Below are 21954 nucleotides of genomic sequence, written 5' to 3' on the forward strand. Positions count from 1 at the left end.
CGCTATGGGGGCAGCGTTCAGGCGCATGAATTTCTGTGCGATGCCGTTATTCTGAGCGACGACGCCGGACAATTCAATATCGGCCGGCACGCGTTGTGCTGGGTCCACGCGGAACGGCTGGTGCATAAACTGGACACGTTCAACGACCAGCATCGCGCCGCTCAAACGCGGGTTCGTGGCCTGATCTGGGATTTTTACGCGGACCTCAAAGCGTACCAGCAAAAACCGGGCAAGCGGCAGGCTCGGGCGTTACGGACCCGCTTCGACCGTATCTTCCTCTGCCGCACCGGCTTCGTGACGCTGGACCGTCTGCTGGCGCGGCTGCACGCCAACAAGGCCGAACTACTGATGGTGCTGGAACGGCCGGAAATCCCGCTCCACACCAATGGTTCGGAAAACGACATCCGCGGTCACGTCACGCGGCGGAAGATCAGCGCCGGAACCCGGAGTGAGACCGGCCGGGATTGCCGCGACGCGTTCCTGAGCCTCGCCAAGACCTGTGACAAACTTGGCATCGCGATCTGGGATTATCTGGGTAGCAGGTTCAAGGTGGTGGGGGCCGCGATCATCGCGCCGCTCGACTTCTACGTCAGAGCCCGCCTCCGCCCCACCTAACCAGTATCCGCGACAATTTCTTCGTTCCCGCCACCTGCTCGATCGTTGGCCTGCTGACCAAGTCGAACTCGGGTTACCCACCCTTTTGCCCCTCTTACAAAAAGATCGCGTTGTAGCAGAAAGCCTGCGCAGTCATCAGGCACACACCAAGCACGGCGCGTCGACGATAGCGCCCGAGCAGGGCTTGCAGCCCGATGCCGAACCAGCTGCTGACATCGGTACGCAGGCGGATGGTCGGCAGGGACTCCGTCGGCATGACCGGGCCGCACCGGAACTCGATGCCAGCGACGATCTGTTCCGCCTCCGAGGGGCGCCCATGGGTCATCAGCCAGCGCGGACTTTCAGGAATATGGCGTCGCAGGGCCAGTGCGGTCGCAGCCAGGAAGCCTCCGAGAATGAAGGCAAGACGCCAGCCATAGGCCGGTGGCACCAGTTGCGGGTCGAGCGCAGCGAGCGCGCCCGCGGCCCCCAACGCCGCACCAATCCAGTAACTGCCATTGATCACGAGATCGGTGAAGCCGCGAAACCGGGCCGGCACCAGTTCCTGGATGGTCGCGTTGATCGCCGCGTATTCGCCGCCGATGCCCATCCCGGTCACGAAGCGGAAGGCAAGCAGCGCGGCATAGTTCCAGGCAAGGCCGGAAGCGATCGTGCCGGCGAGATAGACGATCAGCGTCACCGTGAAGAGACGCTTGCGCCCCAACCGGTCCGTCAACCAGCCAAACAGCAGGGCACCGAGCACCGCACCGGCGACATAAGAGCTGCCCAGGCCACCGACAGCGGCGCTGGACAATTGCATGTCTGGCGATTTCGCGATTGCGCCGGATAGCGAGCCCACCAGCGTGACTTCCAGCCCGTCGAGTATCCAGGTGACGCCAAGGGCCACAACCACCAGCCAGTGAAACCGCCCCCAGGCCAGCCGGTCGAGCCGGGCAGGAATTGAGGTTTCTACGGCTTGCGGGCGGCTCACACGTCGCTCAGAGATGCGGTCCCAGCAAGGCGAGATCGGCCGGGCCGAGACGATCCCTCGCGGTCTGCGCCTGATGCCAGTAGGGATATTGCAACGGACGCTGGCTGACCGCATCGAGCATCGATCGCTCCTCCTTGGTCAGCACGAGCGTTGCGGCGCGGAGATTGTCCGCCAATTGTTGCTCGTTGCGCGCGCCGATCACCAGCGAGGTGACCGCGGGCCGACCGAGCAGCCAGGCAAGGGCGACCTGCGCCGCAGAAACGCCATGCGCGCCTGCCACTTCAATGAGAGCCTCGACGATGTTCCAGAGGCGGCTCTCGTCATGGATCGGCGGCTCACTCCAACCGGCGAGCTGGCGGGTACCTGCCGGCGTTTCCTGGTTGCGACGGTGCTTGCCGGAGAGCAGGCCGCCGGCGAGCGGACTCCAGACGAGCACGCCGAGCCCCTGATCAATGGCGAGCGGGATCAGCTCGTTCTCTGCCTCCCGCGCCTCCAGCGTGTAATGGATCTGCTGGCACACGAAGCGTTCGCGATGCGCCGACTCGGCGATGGCCAGCGCCTTCATCACATGCCATGCCGAATAGTTGGAGCAGCCGATGTAGCGCACCTTGCCGTCACGAATCAGTGTGTCGAGCGCCTGCATCGTTTCGTCGAGCGGTGTGATCCCGTCCCATTCATGCACCTGGTACAGGTCGATCACGTCAGTGCGCAACCGCTTCAGGCTGGCCTCGCAGGCGGTGATGATGTGATGGCGCGACAGACCGCGGTCGTTCGGCCCCTTCCCCATCGGAAACCTTACCTTGGTCGCGATCAGCAGCCCCTGAGGCCGCTGACCGCCCAGAGCCTCGCCGATGATCTCCTCGGAACCGCCCGTGGAATAGATGTCGGCCGTATCAAGAAGGTTCACGCCGGCATCGACGCACATGTCGATCTGCCGACGCGCCTCGGCACGCCCGACATTGCCAACCTTCTCGAACACGCCGCGCCCGCCCATCGTCATGGTGCCGAGCGTCAGCGTTGAAATCTTCAGGCCGGATCGGCCGAGCTGACGGTAGTCCATCGGAAGTGCTCCCTGCTTTCGGAACGCCAGATGTCGTGCCGTGCATGGGCCGGCACAAGGGCGCGCCATCAAGGCACGGACCGATGACTGTCACGTAGGCTTCACACTACGCAGCAGCCAGCTCGGTTAAAGGCTGAGCGGCAGTGTGGCATCCGCGCGGCGGAACCGCCATGTGCGTCGTTTGTCGGGCAAGTCGATCCGACCAGTACGGCTCCTGAGCCGGAACTGGCCGGGTCCTGTCTTGGGCGTAATCTCGGAGATTGGGCATGACCATTGGCTACATCATTCATCTCGCAAATTATTCGGACGGTGTGCTTTATGTGCTCGCTGGTCTTTTCGTCATCGCAGTAGCGGTGATCATCGACCGGATGTGGTATCTCCGCCGGGCGATCCTGCGGGGCGGTTCGATCGTCAGGCGGATGGCGGCCATGGGCCGGGTGAACGAGCAGGATCTTGCAGCGCTGCGCGATTTTGCCGGCCGCATGCCCGAAGGGCTGCTGCTCGACACCGCCCTGAATCATATGAATGACGCCGACCACGCCGGCATGAACAGCCGCATGGATGAGGCGATCATGCTGGTTGCGCCCCGGCTCGACCGCCGGATGTGGGTGCTGGATACGATCGTCACCCTCGCCCCGCTGCTCGGCCTGTTCGGCACGATCATCGGGATGTTCCACGCCTTCTCGATCCTCGCCACGCCCGGCCACGCGCCGGCAGAGGTGACCGGCGGCGTCGCCGATGCACTGGTTGCAACGGCGTGCGGCATCTTTATCGCCATGATCGGCCTCGCGACCTTCAACATGCTGCAGAACCAGGTCCGGCTGATCATTCACCAGCTTGAGACGATCCGCACCATGGTGCTGAATCGTACCGACGGCGCGCCAGTCGTGCCCCATGTCGGCGGCGAACTCGCGGTCCGCGCAGTGGTGGCGGCCTGACGCAATGAACATGCGCTATTTCGAGGCCCGGAAGGCGCGCGTCGAGATCATTCCGATGATCGACGTGATGCTCTTCCTGCTGGTATTCTTCATCATCGTCACGCTGCAGATGATCCCCGATGCCGGAATCCCGATGCAGCTGCCGAACTCGACACAGACCCAGCACCTCAAGCACCCGAAATTCACCGTCAACATTCTCGACGACGGCAGCATCAAGGTGAAGACGCAGGTGCTGACTCCGGCTCAACTCACCGCCCTGTTCCGGGGCGATGGCGATCCGGCCAAGACCGAGGTGACCATCGCCGCGTCGAAGAAGGTTGCCTTCCAGCATTTCGTCACGGTGATGGATGCCGCACGGAAGGCGGGCGTCACCGATATTGGCATCGCCGCCCAACCCGTCGCGGCCGCCAGCGGTTCGTCGCCCGCTGGAGCCGCAGCGGCGCCGGCTTCACCTGCCAACGCCAACTGAGTGGCGCGTGAAAGACGGCCGGGCCCGTTTGGCCAGGCCGTCTTTCAGTCGAGAAACATCTTTCCAGGATTAAGAATACCGCGCGGATCAAGGGCTTGCTTGATCGCGCGCATGACGCCGAGTGCTGCGGCCCCATGCTCGCGGGGCAGAAACTCCCTCTTGCCGAGCCCGACCCCATGCTCGCCGCTCGCTGCCCCACCGAGCGCAAGTGCCTGGGCGACAATCTCGCGGTCGAGTTCCCATGCCTTTGCCCGCCCTTCCTCTCCTTCGGGGTAGAGGATCAACACGTGAAAATTGCCGTCGCCGACATGGCCGACGATGCAGGCTTCAAGGCCGGAACGGGTGACCGCCTCGCGTGCCAGCGAGACCGCCTCCGCAAGCCGCGAGATCGGCACGATCGTGTCGGTAGCAAACGCGCCCATGCCGGGATACGCCGCGCGGGCGGCCCAGTAGGCATCGTGCCGGGCCCGCCAGAGGCGGTTGCGCGCCTCGGTCTCGGTCGCGAAGGCGAAGCCGCTGCCGCCATGCGCCCTCGCGATCTCCTCGGCCATCGCTCCCTGCTCGGCGACGCCTTGCGCGCTGCCGTGGAACTCGAACATCAGCGTCGGGCCGGCAGTCAGGTGATCAAGCTTCGAATAGGCAATCGAGGCTTCCATCTGCGCCGTGTCGGCGAATTCGATGCGGGCGACAGGGATGCCGGTCTGCATGATCTCGATCACCGCCGCGACCGCCGCATGCTCGTCAGCAAAGCCGCACACCGCAGCGCCGATCGCCTCTGGAATGCCATACAGCTTCAGTTGCACCTCGGTGATAATGCCGAGCGTGCCCTCCGAGCCGATGAGCAAACGAGTGAGGTCGTAGCCGGTGGACGATTTGCGGACCCGCCCGCCCGTGTCGATCACCGTGCCATCGGCCAGCACGGCGCGAAGGCCGAGCACATTGTCGCGGATCGTGCCGTAGCGCACCGTGGTCGTGCCGGAGGCACGTGTCGCGCACATCCCGCCGATCGTTGCATCCGCCCCAGGGTCGACCGGGAAAAACAGGCCATGGTCGCGCAAATAGGTATTCAGCTGCCGCCTGGTCACCCCGGCCTCGACCCGTCCGTCGAGATCGGCGTCGTTCACCTCGAGTACGCGGTTCATCCGCGTGAGGTCGAGGCTGATGCCGCCGCGCACCGGCGTCACATGGCCCTCGAGAGAAGTGCCGGCGCCGAACGGCGTCACCGGTACGTCCGTCGCGTGGCAAAGTCGCAATAACCGCGATACTTCTTCGGTCGATTCGGGAAAGACCACGGCATCCGGGAGGCTGGTGGCTGCATTGGCCTCGCCATGGGCATGGGTTTCGCGGATATTGGCGTTCAGGCTGAGCCGGTCGCCGAAAATGGCGCGGGCGGCGTCGATCGTGCTCTGCGTTTCCATGGCGGCAGGCTATCGTCATTTCCCGGCAAAGTCATGTGCCGGAACAGAAGCCGGCCGCCCAAGCCGACTTGCCCAACCGGCGCGGAGCGAATACCGCATGTCGCCATGCAGACGACAGCGATGAAACTCCTCTATCTGGGTGACGTAGTGGGCCGGTCCGGACGGGAAGCGGTAATATCCACCCTGCCCCGCCTCAGGCACGAGCTCGGCATCGATGTGGCGGTGGTCAACGGTGAGAACGCCTCGCACGGATTCGGCCTCGCGCCGGACATGGCCGATGCTCTGTTCGCCGCCGGAGCGGATGCCATCACACTCGGCAACCATGCCTGGGACCGCAAGGAAATCATCCCCTATATCGCGCAGCAGAAGCGGGTCATCAGGCCGCTCAACTTTCCCCCCGGCACGCCGGGGGATGGCATCGTCGACATCACTCTGCCGGACGGCCGGCGGGTGCTTATCGCCCAGGTCATGGGACGGCTGTTCATGGACCCGATGGACTGTCCGTTCCGCGCGTTGGAAGGCGTTCTGTCGCGGGCACGGCTCGGCGTGACCCATGCGGCAATCCTCGTCGATTTTCACGGCGAGGCGACGAGCGAAAAGATGGCTTTTGCCCACCGGTTCGACGGCGCGGTGACGGCCGTGCTCGGCACCCACACCCATATCCCGACCGCGGATCACCATGTCATGGCCGGGGGCACCGGCTTCATGGCGGATGTCGGCATGTGCGGCGATTATGACAGCGTGATCGGCATGACCAAGGACGCGGCGATCGGCCGGTTCATCCGCAAGATGCCCGGCGAGCGCCTGCACCCGACCGAAGGGGAGGCGACGGTGTGCGGCGCGCTGATCCGCGTCGCCTCCGACGGGCGAGCGCTGGCAGTCGAGCCGGTGCGCCTCGGCGGCCGGCTCGCGCCCGCCATGCCATCACGTTGAACGGCGGCCGGGCAGCATCCGCCGGATCATGCGCTCGCCGCGCAACTCGTGCCTTACCGCGCCGCCAACATGGGCGATCAGCAGCAGGATCACCGCGATGCCGCCCCAGAAATGGAGGAATGCGAAAACCTCCTGCACGCCATGATTCTTGCCGACGAAGGCAGGCAGGGTGAACAGGCCAAAGAAGGGCACCGTGCGACCATGTGCCTCGACGAAAAGGATGCCGAACACCGGCATCGCCAGCAGGAGCGCGTAGAACAGAATCTGGGTCGTATGCGCAGCGATCCGGAACGGCCGGCCGATTTCCTCGGGCAACTCCGGCGCACCGGTGCGCCGCCGGATAAAAAGGCGGACCAGCATCAGCGCCAGAATGGCAAGACCGAAACTCATGTGCAGGAAGGCGAGCGGCTTGTGAACGGATCTTGGAATCAGGTCGTAATGCAGAAGCAGCCCGGCAATGACGAGCCCTATGACGGTCAGGGCGATCAACCAATGCAGGAACTGGATGGATGGGCGATAACGGTCGTCCATGAATTGACCTCGAATGATGTTCCAATTCTCTGATCACAGGAAAATGGCGTGGCAATGGCAGCCTCATTGCGTCAATCGTACAGTTTGTTAAGCCCTGTTGTCGCGGCTCACGCCGACTGGAGCGTCAACGCGGACAAGCGCTGGATGAGCGTCGCCCGGCGAGATGACGGTCTCTGGAAGATCGGCATGCCCGAGAAAGTGAGCGATGCCACAACCCTTGCCGCGCGGCTGCTTGACCGCGCCGCCGGTGCTGCCGTGGTTCTCGGCGTGGATTTCCCGCTCGGCCTGCCCCGCGCCTATTCGAAGATTGCGGGCATCGCTGATTTCACCGTCTGGCTCGCCGGACTCGATCCGGCAGATGGTGTCTTCCGCCCGTGTGCGACCCTCGATGAGGTCAGCCTGGCCCGTCCGTTCTACCCGCTGAAGAGCATGGCCGGTGCCGGGCAGATGGCACGCCTCGCTGCCGCTCTCGGCCTGAATGACGCCGCCGCATTGCGCCGCGCGGTCGATTGCCGGACCGCGCGGCGGCCGGCGGGCGCGCCGCTATTCTGGACGATGGGCGCCAACCAGTGCGGCAAGGCAGCGCTATCCGGTTGGCGGGACTGCCTGCTGCCAGCCTTTACCCGGAACGTTCCGCTGCGGCTCTGGCCCTTCGCCGGCACGCTGCCAGATCTTCTGGCTCCCGACTGCGTCGCCATCGCCGAAACCTATCCGGCTGAAGCCATGGTCCAGACCGGACTGAAACTCGTGGGCAGCAAGCGGCGTCGGCAGGACCGCTCGGCACTTTCCCCGGCCCTCCGCGCGCATTTCGCGGCTTGCCGCCACACCCCCGCACGGGATCTCGTCGCATTGATCGAAGATGGTTTTGGCGCTCGGCCAGAGGGAGAAGACGCGTTCGACTCGCTGCTCGGCGTGCTTGGGTTGATCCGGGTGATCGACGGCACGCCGGATGGCACAGAAGCCGGGTTGCCCGGCGATGAACCCGTTATCCGCGCGACCGAGGGCTGGGTTCTGGGCCAGGTCGATCCGCCGCTGCCTCCCGTTCCTGCATGAGGGCGGCTTCCTCGGCGCGGCCTGACGCCGCGAGCGCGGCGATGACGCCGGCGCGGTCGGCCGAGGGGCGGTTCTGGCTGAGCTTGCGCTTGGCGATGACCGAACGCACCGTCATCACCACACCGACAATGCCCTTGAGCTGGGCGGCAATGAAGTCTTCTGGTGCGTCATCCACATGCCATGGATTGGGCTGGGGCGCCTCTTCGCGGTCGGTCAAGGCAGTGACAATGTCGCGTAGCCGGATCGGATCCTCGATGATTTCGACCGCGCCCTGCAGATGCACAGCCTCGTAATTCCAGGTCGGAACGACGCGGCCAGTCTCGCGCTTGGTCGCATACCAGCCGGGCGAGACGTAAAAATCATGCGCCTGGAAGATCGCCATGGCCGGCGCGCCATCGCGCAGCACGTGCCATTGGCGGTTGGCGCGCGCGAGATGCCCGACGAGCGTACCGTGCGGTGCCGGGTCGGGAAAATGGAGCAGCGGCAGATGCGTCGCCTCCAGCCCTGCCTCCCCGGCACTGACGAGAACGGGCAAGCGGCAGGCGCGCATGATCGCCGCGATGATTGCGGGATCATCCTCGGCGAAAGCCGGCGGAGTATACATTGGCGTTGGTCAGCCCGCGCCACAGGCCGCAAGCGTTGCCCGAACGGCTTCCTGCGGCACCTCGCGGCTAGTGAACGCACTGCCGATCCCACGGGCCAAAACGAAGGCAAGCCTGCCGTCCCGCATCTTCTTATCGCTCTGCATGTGGCCGAGCAGCGCTTCCGCGTTCCAGCCGCCGATCCGGTGCGGAAGGCCGACCTCGTCCAGATGCGCGGCAATGCGCGGAACGATTCCCGCATCGCAATAACCAAGACGGGCCGAGAGGTCGAAAGCGCAAACCATGCCGATCGCCACCGCCTCGCCGTGCAGCAGCGCCTCGCCATAACCGGTCTCGGCCTCGAAGGCGTGAGCGAAAGTGTGGCCGAGATTGAGCAGCGCGCGGCCATCCCGCTTGGCCTGCTCGCGCGGATCGGCCATCACCACCTGCGCCTTGAAGGCAACAGCGCGGGCAATCGCCTCTTCCTGCAAGCCCTGGTCGCCACCAAGCAGCGCGGCGCCATGGGCTTCGCACCATTCATAGAGCGCGGGATCGGCGATGAGCCCCGCCTTGACGATTTCAGCATAGCCTGCGGCGGCCTGGCGCCGCGACAGGGTGGCCAACGTATCGCTGTCGATGACGACAAGACGCGGCTGATGAAACGCGCCGATCAGGTTCTTGCCGTGGCGCGAATTGACGCCGGTCTTGCCACCGACGCTGGAATCAACCTGCGCGAGCAGCGAGGTCGGAACCTGCGCGAAGGGCAGCCCGCGCAGCACGCTGGAAGCAGCGAACCCGGCCAGATCGCCGATGACGCCGCCGCCAAGCGCGATGATCGCGGTCTGCCGCTCCGGCTTCAGGGCAAGAATGTCCTCAACCAGTGCGGCAAAACGGGAGAGGCTTTTTGATCCTTCGCCCGGCGGAACCACGATCCGGTCGTGGATGAAGCCCGCATCGTCAAGCGCGCGTTCGAGTCGCGGCAGATGTGCCTGCGCCACGTTCGCGTCGGTCACCACCACGGCGCGACGCGACGGCAGGGCTGCGGCGAGACGGGCACCCGCGCCATCGAGCAATCCGCGGCCGATCACCACGTCATAGCCGGCATCGGGAAGCTCGATCCGAATGGTCCGCTCGGGCGCGTGGCGAGCGATGGCAGCGGCAACGGTCTCGGTGGTCATGTCAGGCGGGGCCTCGGTACTGTCAACGATGATGTCCGCTTCGGCATAGACCGGCGCACGCAGCGCGGAAAGCCGGGACAGGATTTCGGCAGGGTCGCCCTGATTAAGCAGTGGCCGATGGGTGCGGCCGCGCACCCGGGCCAGAAGCACGTCGAGCGTCGCCCGCAGCCAGACGGAAATGGCCCGCGCGCCAATCACTGCGCGGGTCTCGGGGTCCATGAAGGCGCCGCCGCCGGTCGCCAGAACGATCGGCGGACCGGCCAAAAGCTCGGCAATCATGGCCCTTTCGCGCGCCCGGAAGGCGGCTTCGCCTTCTGAAGCGAAAATATCCGCAACCGTCTTGCCCGCGGCCGCTTCAATCTCGGCATCGGAATCGTGAAACGGCAGGGCCAGTTGGGCCGCGAGCCGGCGGCCGACCGCCGACTTGCCAGCCCCCATCAGTCCGATCAGCACGATGCTGCGCATCGGCAAGGCGACAGGAAGGCCGGGTGAATGAAAACTCTTGTCGAACATTGTGCTGCGGCTTACCACAAAAACACGATGGCACTAGAGCGGCATATCGAGGCCTTCCTTGAATCAATGGTCGCAGAGCGCGGCGCGGCGCGGAATACTATTCTTGCGTATCAAGCCGATCTCGCAGACTTTGCGGCGTTCTGCGCCTCTCGTGGGCATGGACCAGCCGAAGCCGACGCGGCAAGCGTGGCCGACTATCTCGGCGGCCTCGCCACGGCTGGACTTTCCGCGCGCACTCAGGCGCGCCGCCTGTCATCCCTGAGGCAGTTCCAGCGCTTCCTGCTGCGTGACGGGCAACGTGCCGATGATCCGACGGCCCTGACTTCGTCACCGAAACTTGCGCGCACACTGCCAAAGACGATCAGCGAGGCGGAGGTCGACGCACTGCTCACCGCCGCGGCGGCAATGCCCGGTCAAGCCGGACGGGTCGCCGAGGCGGGACTGGAAATACTTTACGCCACCGGCATGCGAATTTCCGAGCTTCTCGTGCTGCCCGCAAATGCTCTGTCCACCGATGCCTCTGCCTTGCTGATCAAGGGTAAAGGGGGGCGGGAGCGCATCGTGCCGCTCTCCGCCGCCGCTCGAGATGCTGCGGCCAGATTACGTGAAATGAACCGGAAACGCCCCAGCCGGCACCTGTTCCCGGGACGCCGCATGGGATTTCCGATGACGCGCCAAGCCTTCGCACGGCAGCTCAAGAGGGTCGCGGTCATGGCGGGGATCGACCCTGCCCGCCTCTCACCCCACAGCCTGCGCCACGCCTTTGCGACCCACCTCCTGGCGCGCGGCGCTGATCTGCGCAGCCTGCAGACCCTGCTCGGCCACGCCGATATCTCGACGACCCAGATCTACACCCACGTTCTCGCGGAACGGCTGCAAAAGCTGGTGGAGGAGCACCACCCGCTGGCTACTCGGCCGGGCCAGCGAAAGACGCCAGCCTAAGATTGCCGCCACGGGTACCGGCCAGCCTATTTCGCGAGCAACCGACGGGCAATCGATTGAACGGTTGCCGCTGTATAGGATTTCGGAAATTCCGAAAGAAACAGTCGCTGGCCGCGAATCGCCTCGCTGACATTCTCGTCGCGCTGGATGATGCCGAGCAGCGGCGGATCGAGGCGCAGGAACCCTCGCGCCGCGCGGGCGAGTGCCGCATGAGCGCGCCGGCCAGCGCGATCGGTGTCGACCTGATTGATCACAATCCTAGCATCGACCGGCTCGCCGCGATCATTCCGGTCACGCTGGAGCAGTTTGAGGACGGCGTAGCCATCGGTCAGGCTCGTCGGATCGCCTGTGGAAATCAGAACAAGCGTATCAGCCAACGCCGCCAGATGGCGCGCCGCGGGCTCGACGCCAGTGCCAAGATCGCACAACAAGACGTCGTAGTTAGCATCACAATCGACCAACCTGCAGACAAGCCGCTCGACGATGACCGGATCGAGGCCGGAAAACGCACCTGAACCGGCCTCCCCGGCCAAAAGGTCGAACCCGCCCCGCTCCACCGGCACGATGCTTTCTGCGAGGGACGCCTCGTTACGCAGGATTGCGCCAATATCGGTCGCAGCGAGATGGCCGAGTTGAATATCGGCGTTTGCGAGACCGAAATCGGCATCCAATACCAGGATGCGCGCGCGCCTCGCACTCATGGCCTGAGCCAGCGACAACGTCAGCCACGTCTTGCCGACCCCACCTTTTCCGGACGCGATCGCGATCACGCGTGGCCGCTGCCGGGCATTCGACTTCTCACGGGCTCGCTGTTCCCGCGCATTGACATGCAGAGGTCTCCCTCGGCCGACGAGGGAGGTCTCAGGCTGCATTGGCGACGGGCTCCTGAACACGACCGGCATCAAGCAGGCGCCGGACCAGAAAGGCTGGCGTGACCGTTTCGAGCGCATCGCTGACGCGACCAGACGTGCCGGCCTCGGTTAGCTGGAGCGGCACGGAGCCTGCCGCGGCAACAAGGCCACCAAGGCGGCGCGACACATCAAGGCGCGTCGGAATCAGAGCCGTCGCACCCGCCTCATGAAAGCGAGAAGCAATTTCCACGCTGTCGGCCGCATCAAGTCCCGCGGGCATTACCAGCGCGGCAACGCCAGAGACTTCCTCAACCATCGATCGCAAATTGTCCATTTCAGATTTGTCGAACGGATCCATCCCAGGCAAATCGATCAGCGTCGGACGGCGGCTTGCCGGACGACGCCGCATTCCACCCTTTTTCGAAGCCGTGTCGATGAACTCGGCGCGCAGGATGCGACACAGTGCGGCCAACTGCGCTGATGCACCGGCCCGGTTCTGGTCGGCGTTAATTACTGTTGGACGGACACCAGCAAGAACAAATCGTGTCGCCAGTTTAACTGTCGTCATCGTCTTGCCGGCGCCTGGCGGTCCCGCAATGACCAACGGTCGGTCGAAATCAAGCTTCCCAAACGACAGGCTGCCAGCAACGGCGGCGTCGGGCGGCTGGTCTGCCCAGGCAGACGCGATGTGCGCCGGAATGCCATGGAAAGACAAAGCCTGGCGCCAGGGGTTGGCCGGATCAGGCGGCAGCTCAGGGTCCAGTGCGACCGTGATCTCGAACTCGCGTCCTCGACGGCGGCTATCGAGTATCAGCGCATCGGGACCGAGGATACGATGAGCCTCCGCGAATGCCTCGCGCATTGATGCCGCTCTGATCACTTTGACTTTCATTCAAATCGCTCCAACGGTTCTGATGCGGGCACGCGGGAAAATTTCCGTCTGCGCGAGCACTGGAGTGGATGGCCGGATCCGCTCAAGAATAGCCCGCACATGGGCGCGCAAATGCGCGCTAGTCAGCAGTACGGGAGCTTCTCCGTCGACACTTGCGGATTCAAAGACCTGATTGATACGACGAGTAAGTTCCGAAAGGCGATTTGACGGCAGAGACAGTTGCCGTGCCTCGGCTGGGCCCACGAGGGCCTCGTTGAGTTCCGTTTCCCATTCAGGGCCGATGACGACCAATGGAACATACCCCCGCGAGCCGGTATGAGCGTCGGTCAATTGCCGGGCAAGGCGAGTCCTCACGTGGGCCGCAATGGCAGGAACGGCCCGCAACTGCATCGAACACGCTTCGTGGATTCCTTCGAGGATCGTCGGCAAATCGCGGATCGACACCCGCTCTGCGAGCAGCGCTTGCAGGACGCGCTGAACGCCTCCAACCGTAAAATGGGTTGGGATCAGGTCGGTCACCAGACGTTGCTGTTCGCGCGGAAGATCATCGAGTAGCTTCTGGGTCTCGGCAAAAGACAGAAGTTCGGCCATGTTTTCCTTGACCACCTCGGTCAGGTGGGTTGTGAGAACACTTGCGGGATCGACCACCGTGCAGCCACGCGCCAACGCCTGTTCGCGATCCGCCTGGTCGATCCAGACTGCCGGCATACCGAATGCAGGCTCTGTCGTCGGATCTCCCGGCACGTCAGGCAAGGCTCCGGATGGGCTCATGGCCAAAAGGCGGGTTGGCTGCAACTCGCCTGACGCAGCCTCGATCTCCTTGATGCGCAGGGAGTACGTCGTTGCAGCCAGTTGCATATTGTCCTGAATGCGTACGGGCGGAAGGATGAAGCCCATTTCAGCTGCGATCGCACGGCGAAGCGCCTTGATCTGCTCTGTGAGCCGCGGCGTATCTCCACCCGCAAGCACCAGCAATGCATAGCCTAGTTCAAGTCGGATCTGGTCGATCTTGAGCGCCTCGGTGATCGGCGGCTCCGCCGACTCAACCGGGGCAGGCGCCGCTTCCTCTTGCTCCGGCCGAGGTGGGTTTCTCCAGCGATAGTAGGAACCCCATCCAGCCAGGCCGGAAAGCGTCACGAACGGAATGAATGGCAAGCCAGGCAGGATGGCAAGCACAAACGCACCTGCCGATGCAATCGCCAGGGGCTTATGCGAACGGCTTAGTTGCGCAACCAGAGCCGCATCTGCAGTGCCCTCTGCACTCCCCTTGGTTACCACGATGCCTGCTGCCACAGACACCAGAAGTGCCGGTATCTGGGATACGAGCCCCTCGCCGATCGACAAAGTGGTAAAGGCCGACGCGGCGTCATGCACTGACATTCCGCGCTGGACAACGCCGATCGCAAAGCCGCCCACAATGTTGATTGATGTTATGATAAGAGCTGCAATCGCGTCGCCACGGACGAATTTCGCGGCACCATCCATCGCACCATAGAACCCGCTCTCCTGCTCGAGCTCGGCACGCTTACGGCGCGCGACGACTTCACTGATCGCACCTGAGTTCAATTCGGCATCGATCGCCATCTGCTTGCCGGGAATACCATCAAGGGTAAAACGCGCGGCAACTTCGGCGACTCGTGTGGAGCCTTTTGTAATAACGATAAAGTTGACTACGATCAGGATCGCAAACACGATCAGCCCGATCAGCAGATCGCCACCCATCAGAAACCCGCCAAATGCCGCAATGACGTGGCCCGCCGCATCCGGCCCTTCGCTACCATGAGATAGAATCTCGCGCGTTGCGGCAATGTCGAGTGAGAGACGCAACAGCGTGGTGAGCAACAGCACCGTCGGAAAACTCGTGAAATCGATCGGGCGCCGTATGAACAGCGAAACCATCAACACCAGAATGCTGGCAGTGAATGAGAGCGAAAGCCCTGTATCCAGAAGAAATGGTGGCAACGGCACGATCAGAATCGTGATGATGCACACCACGCCGATCGCCAGACCGATATCGGTACCGATCCGGAATTCTTGCAGTCGCCCGCGAAGGGCCGCGAGGTCTGTTGCAGCCATCAGGCGGCCACACCGTTGTGTGGCGCCGGCACTTCTGCACCACGAGCGGCATATTCACGCAACTTGTTACGCAGTGCCCGTATGGAAATTCCGAGGATCGTGGCGGCATGTGTCCTGTTGCCAAGACAGTGATTCAGCGTCTCCAGAATCAGTGCCTGCTCGACGTCTTCGACACGTTGGCCAACCAGCGAGCCAATCGTGTCGCCGGCAGTAGCATGTGCGTGGGGCGAGAGCAGGTGTGACGGTTCCTCTGCTTCCGTGGGTATGCCGATATGCTCAACGTCGATCATCGGCCCTGACGACAACAACACAGCCCTATGCATGGTATTTTCGAGTTCTCGAACATTTCCACGCCAGGAATAGGCAAGCAGACGCTCAACAGCTCGGCTTGTAAGATGCTTGGTGCCAACTTCATTCAGCCTGGCATAATGAGCCACGAAATGGTGCGCGAGGGGCGCAATATCCCCAGGACGCTGACGCAACGGCGGAATTCGCAACGTCATGACATTCAGACGAAAGAACAGATCTTCCCGAAATCTGCCATCCGCAATGGCCGACCGCAGATCAACGTTCGTGGCAGCAAGGATGCGCACATCAACTGGCACGGGCCGATCACCGCCAATCCGATCCACAGTGCGCTCCTGAAGCGTGCGCAGCAGCTTTGCCTGCAAGCGCGCGTCCATCTCTCCGATTTCATCAAGCAATAGAGTGCCTCGGTCGGCAGCCTCAAACTTCCCGGTACGGCGCGCGATTGCACCGGAAAATGCCCCCTTCTCGTGTCCGAATAACTCGGACTCGAGCAGTGTGTCTGGTATTGCTGCGCAGTTGAGAGCGACGAATGGCCCTTTGCGGCGCCTTGAGCGCTCGTGAATATACCGTGCAAGAACCTCCTTCCCTGTGCCGCTTTCTCCTGTGATCAGGATTGACGCAGTGGATGGCGCTACTTGGTCAGCTTGTGACAGTACTGCCCGCATAGCGGGGTCACGCGCGATGAACTCGCCCTTCTGCTCTGTAGAAACAGCCGACAGAATGGCTGCGATGAGGTCGGAATCCGGAGGCAAAGGGAGATATTCACGTGCGCCAGCACGAATTGCGTCAACGGCGGCCTTCTCATCATTTTCGGCTCCCGCGGCAACGACAGCCGTTGTGAAGCGCTCCGCGGCCAGTCGCCTCATCAGGGCACCGAAATCGTGCGTGACGTCGCAAATGATGAGGTCGGTCCTCGCATCGGCACGTAGACATTCCAGGGCCGCATCAACGGTCTCAGCCTGTGCGAGCGTTGCACCCCGAGCCGCAGCAATACGAGCTGCGACACCAAGTTCTCCCGACAGTGAACCGATGATGAGAACCTGCATAGTCGGTCAACCGTTGCGGTCAGACTTGACGATTTCGGTCATGGTAATGCCGAGCTTCGTTTCGTCGAGCATCACCACTTCGCCACGTGCAATCAGGCGATTGTTGACAAAGATATCAATCGGGTCTCCGGCTTTGCGATCGAGTTCGACGACGGCGCCTCGACCAAGCTTAAGCAACTGGCTGACCTGCATGGTCGAGCGACCCAGCACGGCACTGACGAGCACGGGCACATCGTAGACAGCCTCAAGATCCCGGCTGGGGCGCTGGGTCTCAGGCCCATCTCCCGCCGTGCGGCGGGAAACCGGCGCAAGCGGCAGGTCCGACAACACCTGGCCATTGCCATTCGGCTCTCCGGTGGGCGTCGTGATTTCAGATGACAAGGTCGTCTTCCTTTCCGGTTCCAATCTCGATTTCGCCCTGAGCGGCGAGTTCCTTTGCTGTGGTCACGATCGCTAGCTGCGCGGCATCAACATCGCGCAAACGCACCGGGCCCAGCGCCTCGATATCCTCGCGGAGCATCTTTGCGGCACGCTCCGTCATGTTGCTCATGAAGAGGTCGCGGATCTTATCCGATGCTCCCTTGAGCGCGAGCGGCATCACATCGCTGTCGACCGAACGCAGAACTGTCTGGATGTCTCGCGGCGCAAGGCGGATGAGATCCTCGAAAGTGAACATCAGTGACCGAATCCGACTCGCCGCCTCCTGGTTGCGGCTCTCCAGCGCGGCAAACATCCGACTCTCGACGGCTCGATCGAAAGAGTTGAAGATCTCCGCCAGTTTCTCATGCGGATCTCGCTGCACGCTCGACGCCAGGTTCACCATGAAATCGACCTTGAGCGTGCGTTCCACGTCATCTATGGCCTCTCGTTGCAGACTCTCAATCGTCAGCATGCGCTCGATCACATCGATCGAGAGAGGCTCGGGCAGTAGTGCGATGACACGGGCGGCGTGCTCGGCAGTGACGCGGGAGAGCACCATGGCTGCGGTCTGAGGATGTTCATGGCAGAGATAATCTGCGAGCACGGACTCGTTGACCTTGCCAAGTTTATCCCAGATGTTTTTTCCCGCTGGCCCTTGGATGTCTTCGAGGATCTGTTCGACTCGGCCTGGAGGAATCATCTTTCGGAGCAATTTCTCCGCGACCTCTGCAGAGCCGGACACGCCAGAGGCCTTTCCCATCCGCCCCGCGAATTCAAAGCAAAGCGCCTCAACCGTTTCTGACGGAACAGCGCGCAACGCCACCATGGCGCGTGAAATCTCACGCAACTCGTCATCGTTGAGCATCGCCATCAGTTTGCCGCCAGCCTCTTCACCAAGAGCAAGGAGCAAGGCAGCCGCGCGCGAGGCCCCGTTGAGATTGCGATCTGACGTATCGCTCATCGGGCGCCTTCTTGGCCTAGCCAGTCGCGCAGGATCGCGACGCTGGCTTCAGGATGACGGTCGATCAGATCAGCGATCACTTTGACAGGATTGGTCTCCTCCGTCGTTGCCGGGCCGGCGATGGCCCCGTTCTGTTCGGCCAGGAGCGCAGGTTCTGCGGTCGTATTTTCGGGTGGCGTAATGATACGACGAACCATCGGCCGGAAGACCACAAGCAGCGCGGCAATCCCGATGGCTGCGGTGACGAGGAGGCGTAGCAACGGCATCAGCAGACCACTCGACAGGAAGCGTCCGATCAGAGACCGCTTGGCGCTAACCGGTAGTTCATTGGGTGCGAACTGGAGTGACTGAACGTCGACGACGTCGCCGCGGGATTTGTCATATCCGATGGCCGTTTCAACCAGCTTACGAATTTGCGCGACCTGCGCCGGGGAGCGCGGCGTCCAGATGACCTTGCCTTTCGGGTTTGTCGTCTTCACGTCGTCCAGCATCACCGCGACGCTGATACGCGTGATCTGTGGCGTCGCATGAACAATGTGCTTGACGTCCTGGCTGATCTCGTAATTGGTCGTCTGAGTGGACTTGCTCTGAGTATCGAGCCGTTTCGGCCCTGCTTTGCTGGACGTCGCACCTGGGAGATTGTTTGATACGGATACGGTCTTGTTCGTCCCGCTGCTGCGTGAACTTTTGGACCTTGTCTGCTGCTGACTACGTACAACCTGTCCGTTCGGGTTATAGGTTGTCGAGGTTTGTTCGCTCCGGTCGAAGTCCATGGAAACGGCCGTAACAACCCTGACCTGGTTCGGACCGACCACGGCAGCAAGCATGGAGCGCACCGCTTCCGACAGTTGCCGCTCCGTTGATTGCTTCAACGCCGCATCACGTGAACTGAGAAGAGAATTGTCGGTCCGACCGGCCTGAGCAAGGAGATCGCCGCGATTGTCGACAATCGAGATGTTGTTCGGCTTGAGCCCCGGCACTGCGGATGCGACCAAGTTGAGGATGGCCTCAACGCTTTCGTGGTCGAGAGGGCCGACGCCAGCGAGCGACAACATGACGCTCGCCTGGGCCGGGGCAGTACTCAAACTGAATTCGTCGCGTCGCGGCAGCACAACCTGAACGCGCGACGCTTCGACCCCGTGGATAAGATTAATCGTCCGCTCAAGCTCGGAATCGAGTGCGCGCGTCTCATCGATCCGGTTGAGAAAACTGGATCCTAATAGGGGATTCTTGTGATCGAATATCGCGAAGCCGTTGGACGAGCCGGCTGGAAGATTGTGCTGGGCCAGCAACAGCCGCGCCTCGTCGAGTTGGGCAGGGGTGACGAGAACGCTATGACCGCCGTTGCCGATCGCATAACGAATATGTGCCGCTTTCAGCGTCTCGGTAATGTGGCTGGCGTCCTTGAGACCAAGGCCGGAATAGAGCGTGGCGGACGGGGATGGCCCCCCCGTCAACACCAGTGCCGCCATCAGCCCGAGCACGGCAACAGCCACGGCGCCCATGGCGCCAAGCTTCACCGGGCCGAGCGCCCGCAGGTTCGCGATCAACTGCTTCATCAGCCGAGGGACCCCAATTTTGAGTCCCAACGCAGCCGTGTGGAGAACTGCATGAATCCATCCTGCGATTGCGACCTTTTGTCGCAGGACAAGAATCGCCTATATGGGTAACCGTTCGGTTAACGCCCGGCAGAATTTGCCGAGTCGCGTTTTTGAGAAAAAAAGTGCCTAAGCAGCTCTGCCGCCGCCGTCTGATCCACCCCGCCGACCACCTCGGGCCGGTAGTGGCACGTCGGATGAGAGAAAACCCTAGGCCCGTGCTCGACTCCGCCCGATTTCGGATCGTAGGCGCCGAACACCAGACGGTCGATGCGGAACAAGGAAATTGCTGCCGCACAGAGAGGACAGGGTTCAAGGGTTACAAACAGCCGGCAGCCCTGCAGAAATTTCCCACCCCTCCGCTGCGCCGCCGCGCGCAACGCGAGAATTTCGGCATGCGCGGTCGGATCGCCGCGAGCCTCAACCTCGTTGCCGGCCGCGGCAAGCACGGACCCGCCAGCATCGACGACAACGGCGCCAACCGGCACCTCGCCACGGCGCGCGGCGGCTTCGGCTTCCGCAAGGGCTTGCTGCATCGGGGTCACGCTTGCTCTCTTGCCTTGACGGCCGGATGAGGTCTAGCTCGCGCCATGAAAAACCGGCCCCTGATCGGACTGACACTGGATGCGGAGCAGCCCGGCAGCTACTCGAAGTTCCCCTGGTATGCCCTCCGCTGCAATTATATGGATGCAATCGCCGACTGTGGCGGCGTGCCTGTCGCGCTACCGCACCGGGCGGAACTGGCTACCGACCTGCTTGATGCCGTCGACGCCCTGGTTGTCACCGGCGGCGCGTTCGATGTTGACCCCAAGCTTTACGGCGAGGTCGGACGGCACGAAACCGTCATGTTGAAGGAGGGGAGGACGGCGGCCGAGACGGCGCTGATCGGCGGCGCGCTTGCGCGCGGCATGCCGATTCTCGGCATTTGCGGCGGTGAGCAGTTGCTGGCGGTCGCGCTTGGCGGTACCCTCATCCAGCATATCCCGGACACGGTGCCCGATGCGCTGCCCCATGAGCAGCCGAACCCGCGCAATGAACCGGGACACGAGATCACCCTCACGCCCGGCACCCGCCTTGCCGCAATCGTCGGCGCCGCCACGATGCGGGTCAATTCGGCACACCACCAGGCCGTACGCGCCCCGGGACCTCGCCTCGTGGTGAATGCGGTGGCGCCTGACGGTGTGATTGAGGGCATCGAATCACCAGCGCACCGGTTCTGCCTTGGCGTGCAGTGGCACCCGGAATTCCTGATCGACCCGGGAGACCGGCGCCTGCTCGAAGCCTTCGTCGAGGCTGCGCGATGACCAACCCGGAAAGCGGCGAACGCGGAGAGCGGATTGCGAAATACCTGGCCCGGGCTGGCGTGGCGAGCCGGCGGGACGCCGAGCGCATGATCGAGTCCGGACGGGTCGCTCTCAACGGGACGAAGGTTCTGCACCCGGCGACCTTCGTCGCCGCTGGCGACATCATCCTTATCGACGGTAGTCCGGTCGGTGAGCCATCGCGTACCCGGCTCTGGCGCTACCACAAGCGGGCTGGACTGCTGACCACGCATCGCGACCCCGAGGGCCGGCCCACGATCTTCGAGCGGATGCCGCCCGAATTGCCCCGTGTTGTCAGCGTTGGCCGGCTCGATCTCAACAGCGAGGGGCTGCTGCTGCTCACCAATGACGGCGCCCTCGCCCGGCAACTGGAACTGCCGACAACCGGCTGGCTGCGCCGCTACCGTGTACGGGTGCACGGTACGGTCGACCCCGCCCGCCTGGCGGCGCTGAAGGGCGGCATCGTGGTGGACGGTGTTCGATATGGTCCGATCTCGGCTGAAATCGATTCCACGAAGGGATCGAATTCCTGGCTGGCAGTCGGGCTTAACGAGGGCAAGAACCGCGAGATCCGAAAGGTCATGGCCGCGCTCGGGCTTGAGACAACCCGACTCATTCGTATCGCCTATGGCCCGTTCCAGCTCGGCAACCTGCCGCGAGGGGCGGTCGCGGAAGTCAATCCCAAGGTACTCCGCGAACAATTGCCGAAAGTTGGCCGATGACCGGGCCACGAATTATCGCCGGTGCCTGGCGAGGGCGGATCCTCGCCGTGCCGGATGGCCCCCTCACGCGGCCGACCGCCGGACGAGTACGGCAAGCGTTGTTCGACATCCTCCTCCACACATCCTGGGCGGAGGGCGCTGTTGGCGGTCGCATGGTGCTGGACGCATTCGCTGGCTCCGGCGCACTGGGGTTGGAAGCGCTGTCGCGCGGCGCGGCGGGAGCGACCTTCATCGAACAGGACCGCGCGGCACTGGCGGCTCTTCGCCGGAACGTGGCCGCCTGCCGGGCGGAGGATCGCAGCCGCATCGTCGCGGCCGATGCACTCGCCCCTTCCCGCGGCACGCCGCACGATCTGGTCCTGCTGGATCCGCCCTACGGCAAGGGACTCGTGGGCCGGGCGGTGTCGGCATTCGCCACCGCCGGATGGCTGGCGCCGGGAGCACTGATCGCTGCGGAATTCGGCAAGGCAGACCCAACGCCAGACGGTGTGTCTCCGCTCGCCGAGCGGGCACATGGCGCGGCGCGACTCGTCATCTGGCGCCATACGGCCTGACC

Annotated in this window: 23 protein-coding genes; 9 read left to right on the plus strand and 14 right to left on the minus strand. The window is 63.3% G+C overall.

Annotated features, from left to right (window positions below; all coding sequences use genetic code 11):
• Nucleotides 1-615 (plus strand): transposase (locus tag RT91_RS04375; protein ID WP_035185838.1); only part of this gene is annotated, 615 nt, incomplete at its 5' end.
• Nucleotides 616-709: 94 nt separating this feature from the next.
• On the opposite strand, the gene RT91_RS04380 is transcribed toward RT91_RS04375, so the two are convergent.
• Both RT91_RS04380 and RT91_RS04385 read right to left on the minus strand, forming a co-directional pair.
• Complete coding sequence (locus RT91_RS04380) at nt 710-1585, minus strand: MFS transporter (protein WP_240314182.1); 876 nt, start codon at nt 1583-1585, stop codon at nt 710-712.
• A 7-nt stretch (nt 1586-1592) separates the two neighbouring features.
• Nucleotides 1593-2645: an aldo/keto reductase gene (locus tag RT91_RS04385; protein ID WP_007421882.1), complete on the minus strand. Its 1053-nt coding sequence runs from the start codon at nt 2643-2645 to the stop codon at nt 1593-1595.
• Nucleotides 2646-2911: 266 nt separating this feature from the next.
• Here RT91_RS04385 and RT91_RS04390 point away from each other — a divergent pair, with 266 nt between their 5' ends.
• Complete coding sequence (locus RT91_RS04390) at nt 2912-3583, plus strand: MotA/TolQ/ExbB proton channel family protein (protein WP_007421881.1); 672 nt, start codon at nt 2912-2914, stop codon at nt 3581-3583.
• Between the two features lie 4 nt (nt 3584-3587).
• Entirely contained in the window at nt 3588-4052 is a 465-nt protein-coding gene (locus RT91_RS04395) for a biopolymer transporter ExbD (protein ID WP_007421880.1), read from the plus strand.
• 44 nt (nt 4053-4096) lie between these two features.
• Here the strand turns inward: RT91_RS04395 and RT91_RS04400 are convergent, their stop codons facing one another.
• Nucleotides 4097-5470, minus strand: a complete 1374-nt coding sequence (locus tag RT91_RS04400; protein WP_035185839.1) for an FAD-binding oxidoreductase — start codon at nt 5468-5470, stop codon at nt 4097-4099.
• Nucleotides 5471-5590: 120 nt separating this feature from the next.
• On the opposite strand from RT91_RS04400, the gene RT91_RS04405 reads away from it, so the two are divergent.
• A complete protein-coding gene (locus RT91_RS04405; RefSeq protein ID WP_011942260.1) occupies nt 5591-6403 on the plus strand; it encodes a TIGR00282 family metallophosphoesterase in 813 nt (270 codons plus the stop codon).
• Here RT91_RS04405 and RT91_RS04410 read toward each other — a convergent pair.
• Nucleotides 6395-6934 (minus strand): cytochrome b, encoded by a 540-nt coding sequence (locus RT91_RS04410; protein ID WP_007421877.1) that lies wholly within the window; start codon nt 6932-6934, stop codon nt 6395-6397. The two genes, RT91_RS04405 and RT91_RS04410, sit on opposite strands and share 9 nt — an antisense overlap.
• Before the next feature lie 144 nt (nt 6935-7078).
• On the opposite strand from RT91_RS04410, the gene RT91_RS04415 reads away from it, so the two are divergent.
• A complete protein-coding gene (locus tag RT91_RS04415; protein WP_240314183.1) occupies nt 7079-7987 on the plus strand; it encodes a hypothetical protein in 909 nt (302 codons plus the stop codon).
• Here RT91_RS04415 and RT91_RS04420 read toward each other — a convergent pair.
• A complete protein-coding gene (locus RT91_RS04420) occupies nt 7920-8591 on the minus strand; it encodes an FMN-binding negative transcriptional regulator (protein ID WP_035185841.1) in 672 nt (223 codons plus the stop codon). The genes RT91_RS04415 and RT91_RS04420 overlap by 68 nt on opposite strands.
• Nucleotides 8592-8600: 9 nt before the next feature.
• Nucleotides 8601-10211, minus strand: a complete 1611-nt coding sequence (gene aroB / locus RT91_RS04425) for a 3-dehydroquinate synthase (RefSeq protein ID WP_240314184.1) — start codon at nt 10209-10211, stop codon at nt 8601-8603.
• Nucleotides 10212-10238: 27 nt separating this feature from the next.
• Here aroB and RT91_RS04430 point away from each other — a divergent pair, with 27 nt between their 5' ends.
• Nucleotides 10239-11201: a site-specific tyrosine recombinase XerD gene (locus RT91_RS04430; RefSeq protein WP_035185842.1), complete on the plus strand. Its 963-nt coding sequence runs from the start codon at nt 10239-10241 to the stop codon at nt 11199-11201.
• A gap of 26 nt (nt 11202-11227) precedes the next feature.
• Here the strand turns inward: RT91_RS04430 and RT91_RS04435 are convergent, their stop codons facing one another.
• From RT91_RS04435 to RT91_RS20245, 8 genes are all read right to left on the minus strand, one after another.
• Nucleotides 11228-11971 carry a P-loop NTPase gene (locus RT91_RS04435; protein WP_240314185.1) on the minus strand — a complete coding sequence of 248 codons (744 nt, stop codon included), beginning with the start codon at nt 11969-11971 and terminating at the stop codon, nt 11228-11230.
• A 91-nt stretch (nt 11972-12062) separates the two neighbouring features.
• On the minus strand, nt 12063-12944 hold the full coding sequence (locus tag RT91_RS04440; protein WP_011942267.1) for a GTP-binding protein: 882 nt from the start codon (nt 12942-12944) through the stop codon (nt 12063-12065).
• Nucleotides 12945-15020 (minus strand): flagellar biosynthesis protein FlhA, encoded by a 2076-nt coding sequence (flhA, locus tag RT91_RS04445; RefSeq protein WP_035185844.1) that lies wholly within the window; start codon nt 15018-15020, stop codon nt 12945-12947.
• On the minus strand, nt 15020-16375 hold the full coding sequence (locus RT91_RS20240) for a sigma-54 dependent transcriptional regulator (protein WP_035185846.1): 1356 nt from the start codon (nt 16373-16375) through the stop codon (nt 15020-15022). The genes flhA and RT91_RS20240 overlap by 1 nt, the downstream gene beginning before the upstream one ends.
• Before the next feature lie 6 nt (nt 16376-16381).
• The gene (gene fliN, locus RT91_RS04455; RefSeq protein ID WP_007421869.1) at nt 16382-16756 is read right to left on the minus strand and encodes a flagellar motor switch protein FliN; all 375 of its coding nucleotides are present in this window, start codon (nt 16754-16756) and stop codon (nt 16382-16384) included.
• Entirely contained in the window at nt 16746-17756 is a 1011-nt protein-coding gene (gene fliG, locus RT91_RS04460) for a flagellar motor switch protein FliG (RefSeq protein WP_007421868.1), read from the minus strand. The genes fliN and fliG overlap by 11 nt, the downstream gene beginning before the upstream one ends.
• Nucleotides 17753-19315, minus strand: coding sequence for a flagellar basal-body MS-ring/collar protein FliF (gene fliF / locus RT91_RS04465; RefSeq protein WP_035185850.1), 1563 nt, complete (start codon nt 19313-19315; stop codon nt 17753-17755). The genes fliG and fliF overlap by 4 nt, the downstream gene beginning before the upstream one ends.
• Nucleotides 19316-19434: 119 nt before the next feature.
• Complete coding sequence (locus RT91_RS20245; protein WP_011942272.1) at nt 19435-19890, minus strand: nucleoside deaminase; 456 nt, start codon at nt 19888-19890, stop codon at nt 19435-19437.
• Nucleotides 19891-19944: 54 nt separating this feature from the next.
• Here RT91_RS20245 and RT91_RS04475 point away from each other — a divergent pair, with 54 nt between their 5' ends.
• Genes RT91_RS04475 through rsmD form a run of 3 tightly spaced genes read left to right on the plus strand, consistent with a single transcriptional unit; the run spans nt 19945 to nt 21952 of the window.
• Nucleotides 19945-20658 (plus strand): gamma-glutamyl-gamma-aminobutyrate hydrolase family protein, encoded by a 714-nt coding sequence (locus RT91_RS04475; RefSeq protein ID WP_011942273.1) that lies wholly within the window; start codon nt 19945-19947, stop codon nt 20656-20658.
• Nucleotides 20655-21398, plus strand: coding sequence for a pseudouridine synthase (locus RT91_RS04480; RefSeq protein ID WP_007421864.1), 744 nt, complete (start codon nt 20655-20657; stop codon nt 21396-21398). Before RT91_RS04475 ends, RT91_RS04480 begins: the two co-directional genes overlap by 4 nt.
• Nucleotides 21395-21952 carry a 16S rRNA (guanine(966)-N(2))-methyltransferase RsmD gene (gene rsmD, locus RT91_RS04485; RefSeq protein WP_082468532.1) on the plus strand — a complete coding sequence of 186 codons (558 nt, stop codon included), beginning with the start codon at nt 21395-21397 and terminating at the stop codon, nt 21950-21952. The genes RT91_RS04480 and rsmD overlap by 4 nt, the downstream gene beginning before the upstream one ends.
• The last annotated feature ends 2 nt before the right edge of the window (nt 21953-21954 follow it).

Source organism: Acidiphilium sp. JA12-A1, assembly GCF_000724705.2.
Classification (GTDB): domain Bacteria; phylum Pseudomonadota; class Alphaproteobacteria; order Acetobacterales; family Acetobacteraceae; genus Acidiphilium; species Acidiphilium multivorum.

Coding starts and splice junctions, on each gene's coding strand:
- RT91_RS04480 (WP_007421864.1), top strand. CDS start 20,655: ATGACCAACCCGGAAAGCGGCGAACGCGGAGAGCGGATTGCGAAATAC.
- RT91_RS04440 (WP_011942267.1), bottom strand. CDS start 12,944: ATGAAAGTCAAAGTGATCAGAGCGGCATCAATGCGCGAGGCATTCGCG.
- RT91_RS04420 (WP_035185841.1), bottom strand. CDS start 8,591: ATGTATACTCCGCCGGCTTTCGCCGAGGATGATCCCGCAATCATCGCG.
- RT91_RS04385 (WP_007421882.1), bottom strand. CDS start 2,645: ATGGACTACCGTCAGCTCGGCCGATCCGGCCTGAAGATTTCAACGCTG.
- RT91_RS04390 (WP_007421881.1), top strand. CDS start 2,912: ATGACCATTGGCTACATCATTCATCTCGCAAATTATTCGGACGGTGTG.
- RT91_RS04395 (WP_007421880.1), top strand. CDS start 3,588: ATGAACATGCGCTATTTCGAGGCCCGGAAGGCGCGCGTCGAGATCATT.
- RT91_RS20245 (WP_011942272.1), bottom strand. CDS start 19,890: ATGCAGCAAGCCCTTGCGGAAGCCGAAGCCGCCGCGCGCCGTGGCGAG.
- RT91_RS20240 (WP_035185846.1), bottom strand. CDS start 16,375: ATGCAGGTTCTCATCATCGGTTCACTGTCGGGAGAACTTGGTGTCGCA.
- RT91_RS04405 (WP_011942260.1), top strand. CDS start 5,591: ATGAAACTCCTCTATCTGGGTGACGTAGTGGGCCGGTCCGGACGGGAA.
- RT91_RS04410 (WP_007421877.1), bottom strand. CDS start 6,934: ATGGACGACCGTTATCGCCCATCCATCCAGTTCCTGCATTGGTTGATC.
- RT91_RS04430 (WP_035185842.1), top strand. CDS start 10,239: ATGAAAACTCTTGTCGAACATTGTGCTGCGGCTTACCACAAAAACACG.
- aroB (WP_240314184.1), bottom strand. CDS start 10,211: ATGCGCAGCATCGTGCTGATCGGACTGATGGGGGCTGGCAAGTCGGCG.
- fliG (WP_007421868.1), bottom strand. CDS start 17,756: ATGAGCGATACGTCAGATCGCAATCTCAACGGGGCCTCGCGCGCGGCT.
- fliF (WP_035185850.1), bottom strand. CDS start 19,315: ATGAAGCAGTTGATCGCGAACCTGCGGGCGCTCGGCCCGGTGAAGCTT.
- RT91_RS04400 (WP_035185839.1), bottom strand. CDS start 5,470: ATGGAAACGCAGAGCACGATCGACGCCGCCCGCGCCATTTTCGGCGAC.
- flhA (WP_035185844.1), bottom strand. CDS start 15,020: ATGGCTGCAACAGACCTCGCGGCCCTTCGCGGGCGACTGCAAGAATTC.
- rsmD (WP_082468532.1), top strand. CDS start 21,395: ATGACCGGGCCACGAATTATCGCCGGTGCCTGGCGAGGGCGGATCCTC.
- RT91_RS04475 (WP_011942273.1), top strand. CDS start 19,945: ATGAAAAACCGGCCCCTGATCGGACTGACACTGGATGCGGAGCAGCCC.
- RT91_RS04415 (WP_240314183.1), top strand. CDS start 7,079: ATGAGCGTCGCCCGGCGAGATGACGGTCTCTGGAAGATCGGCATGCCC.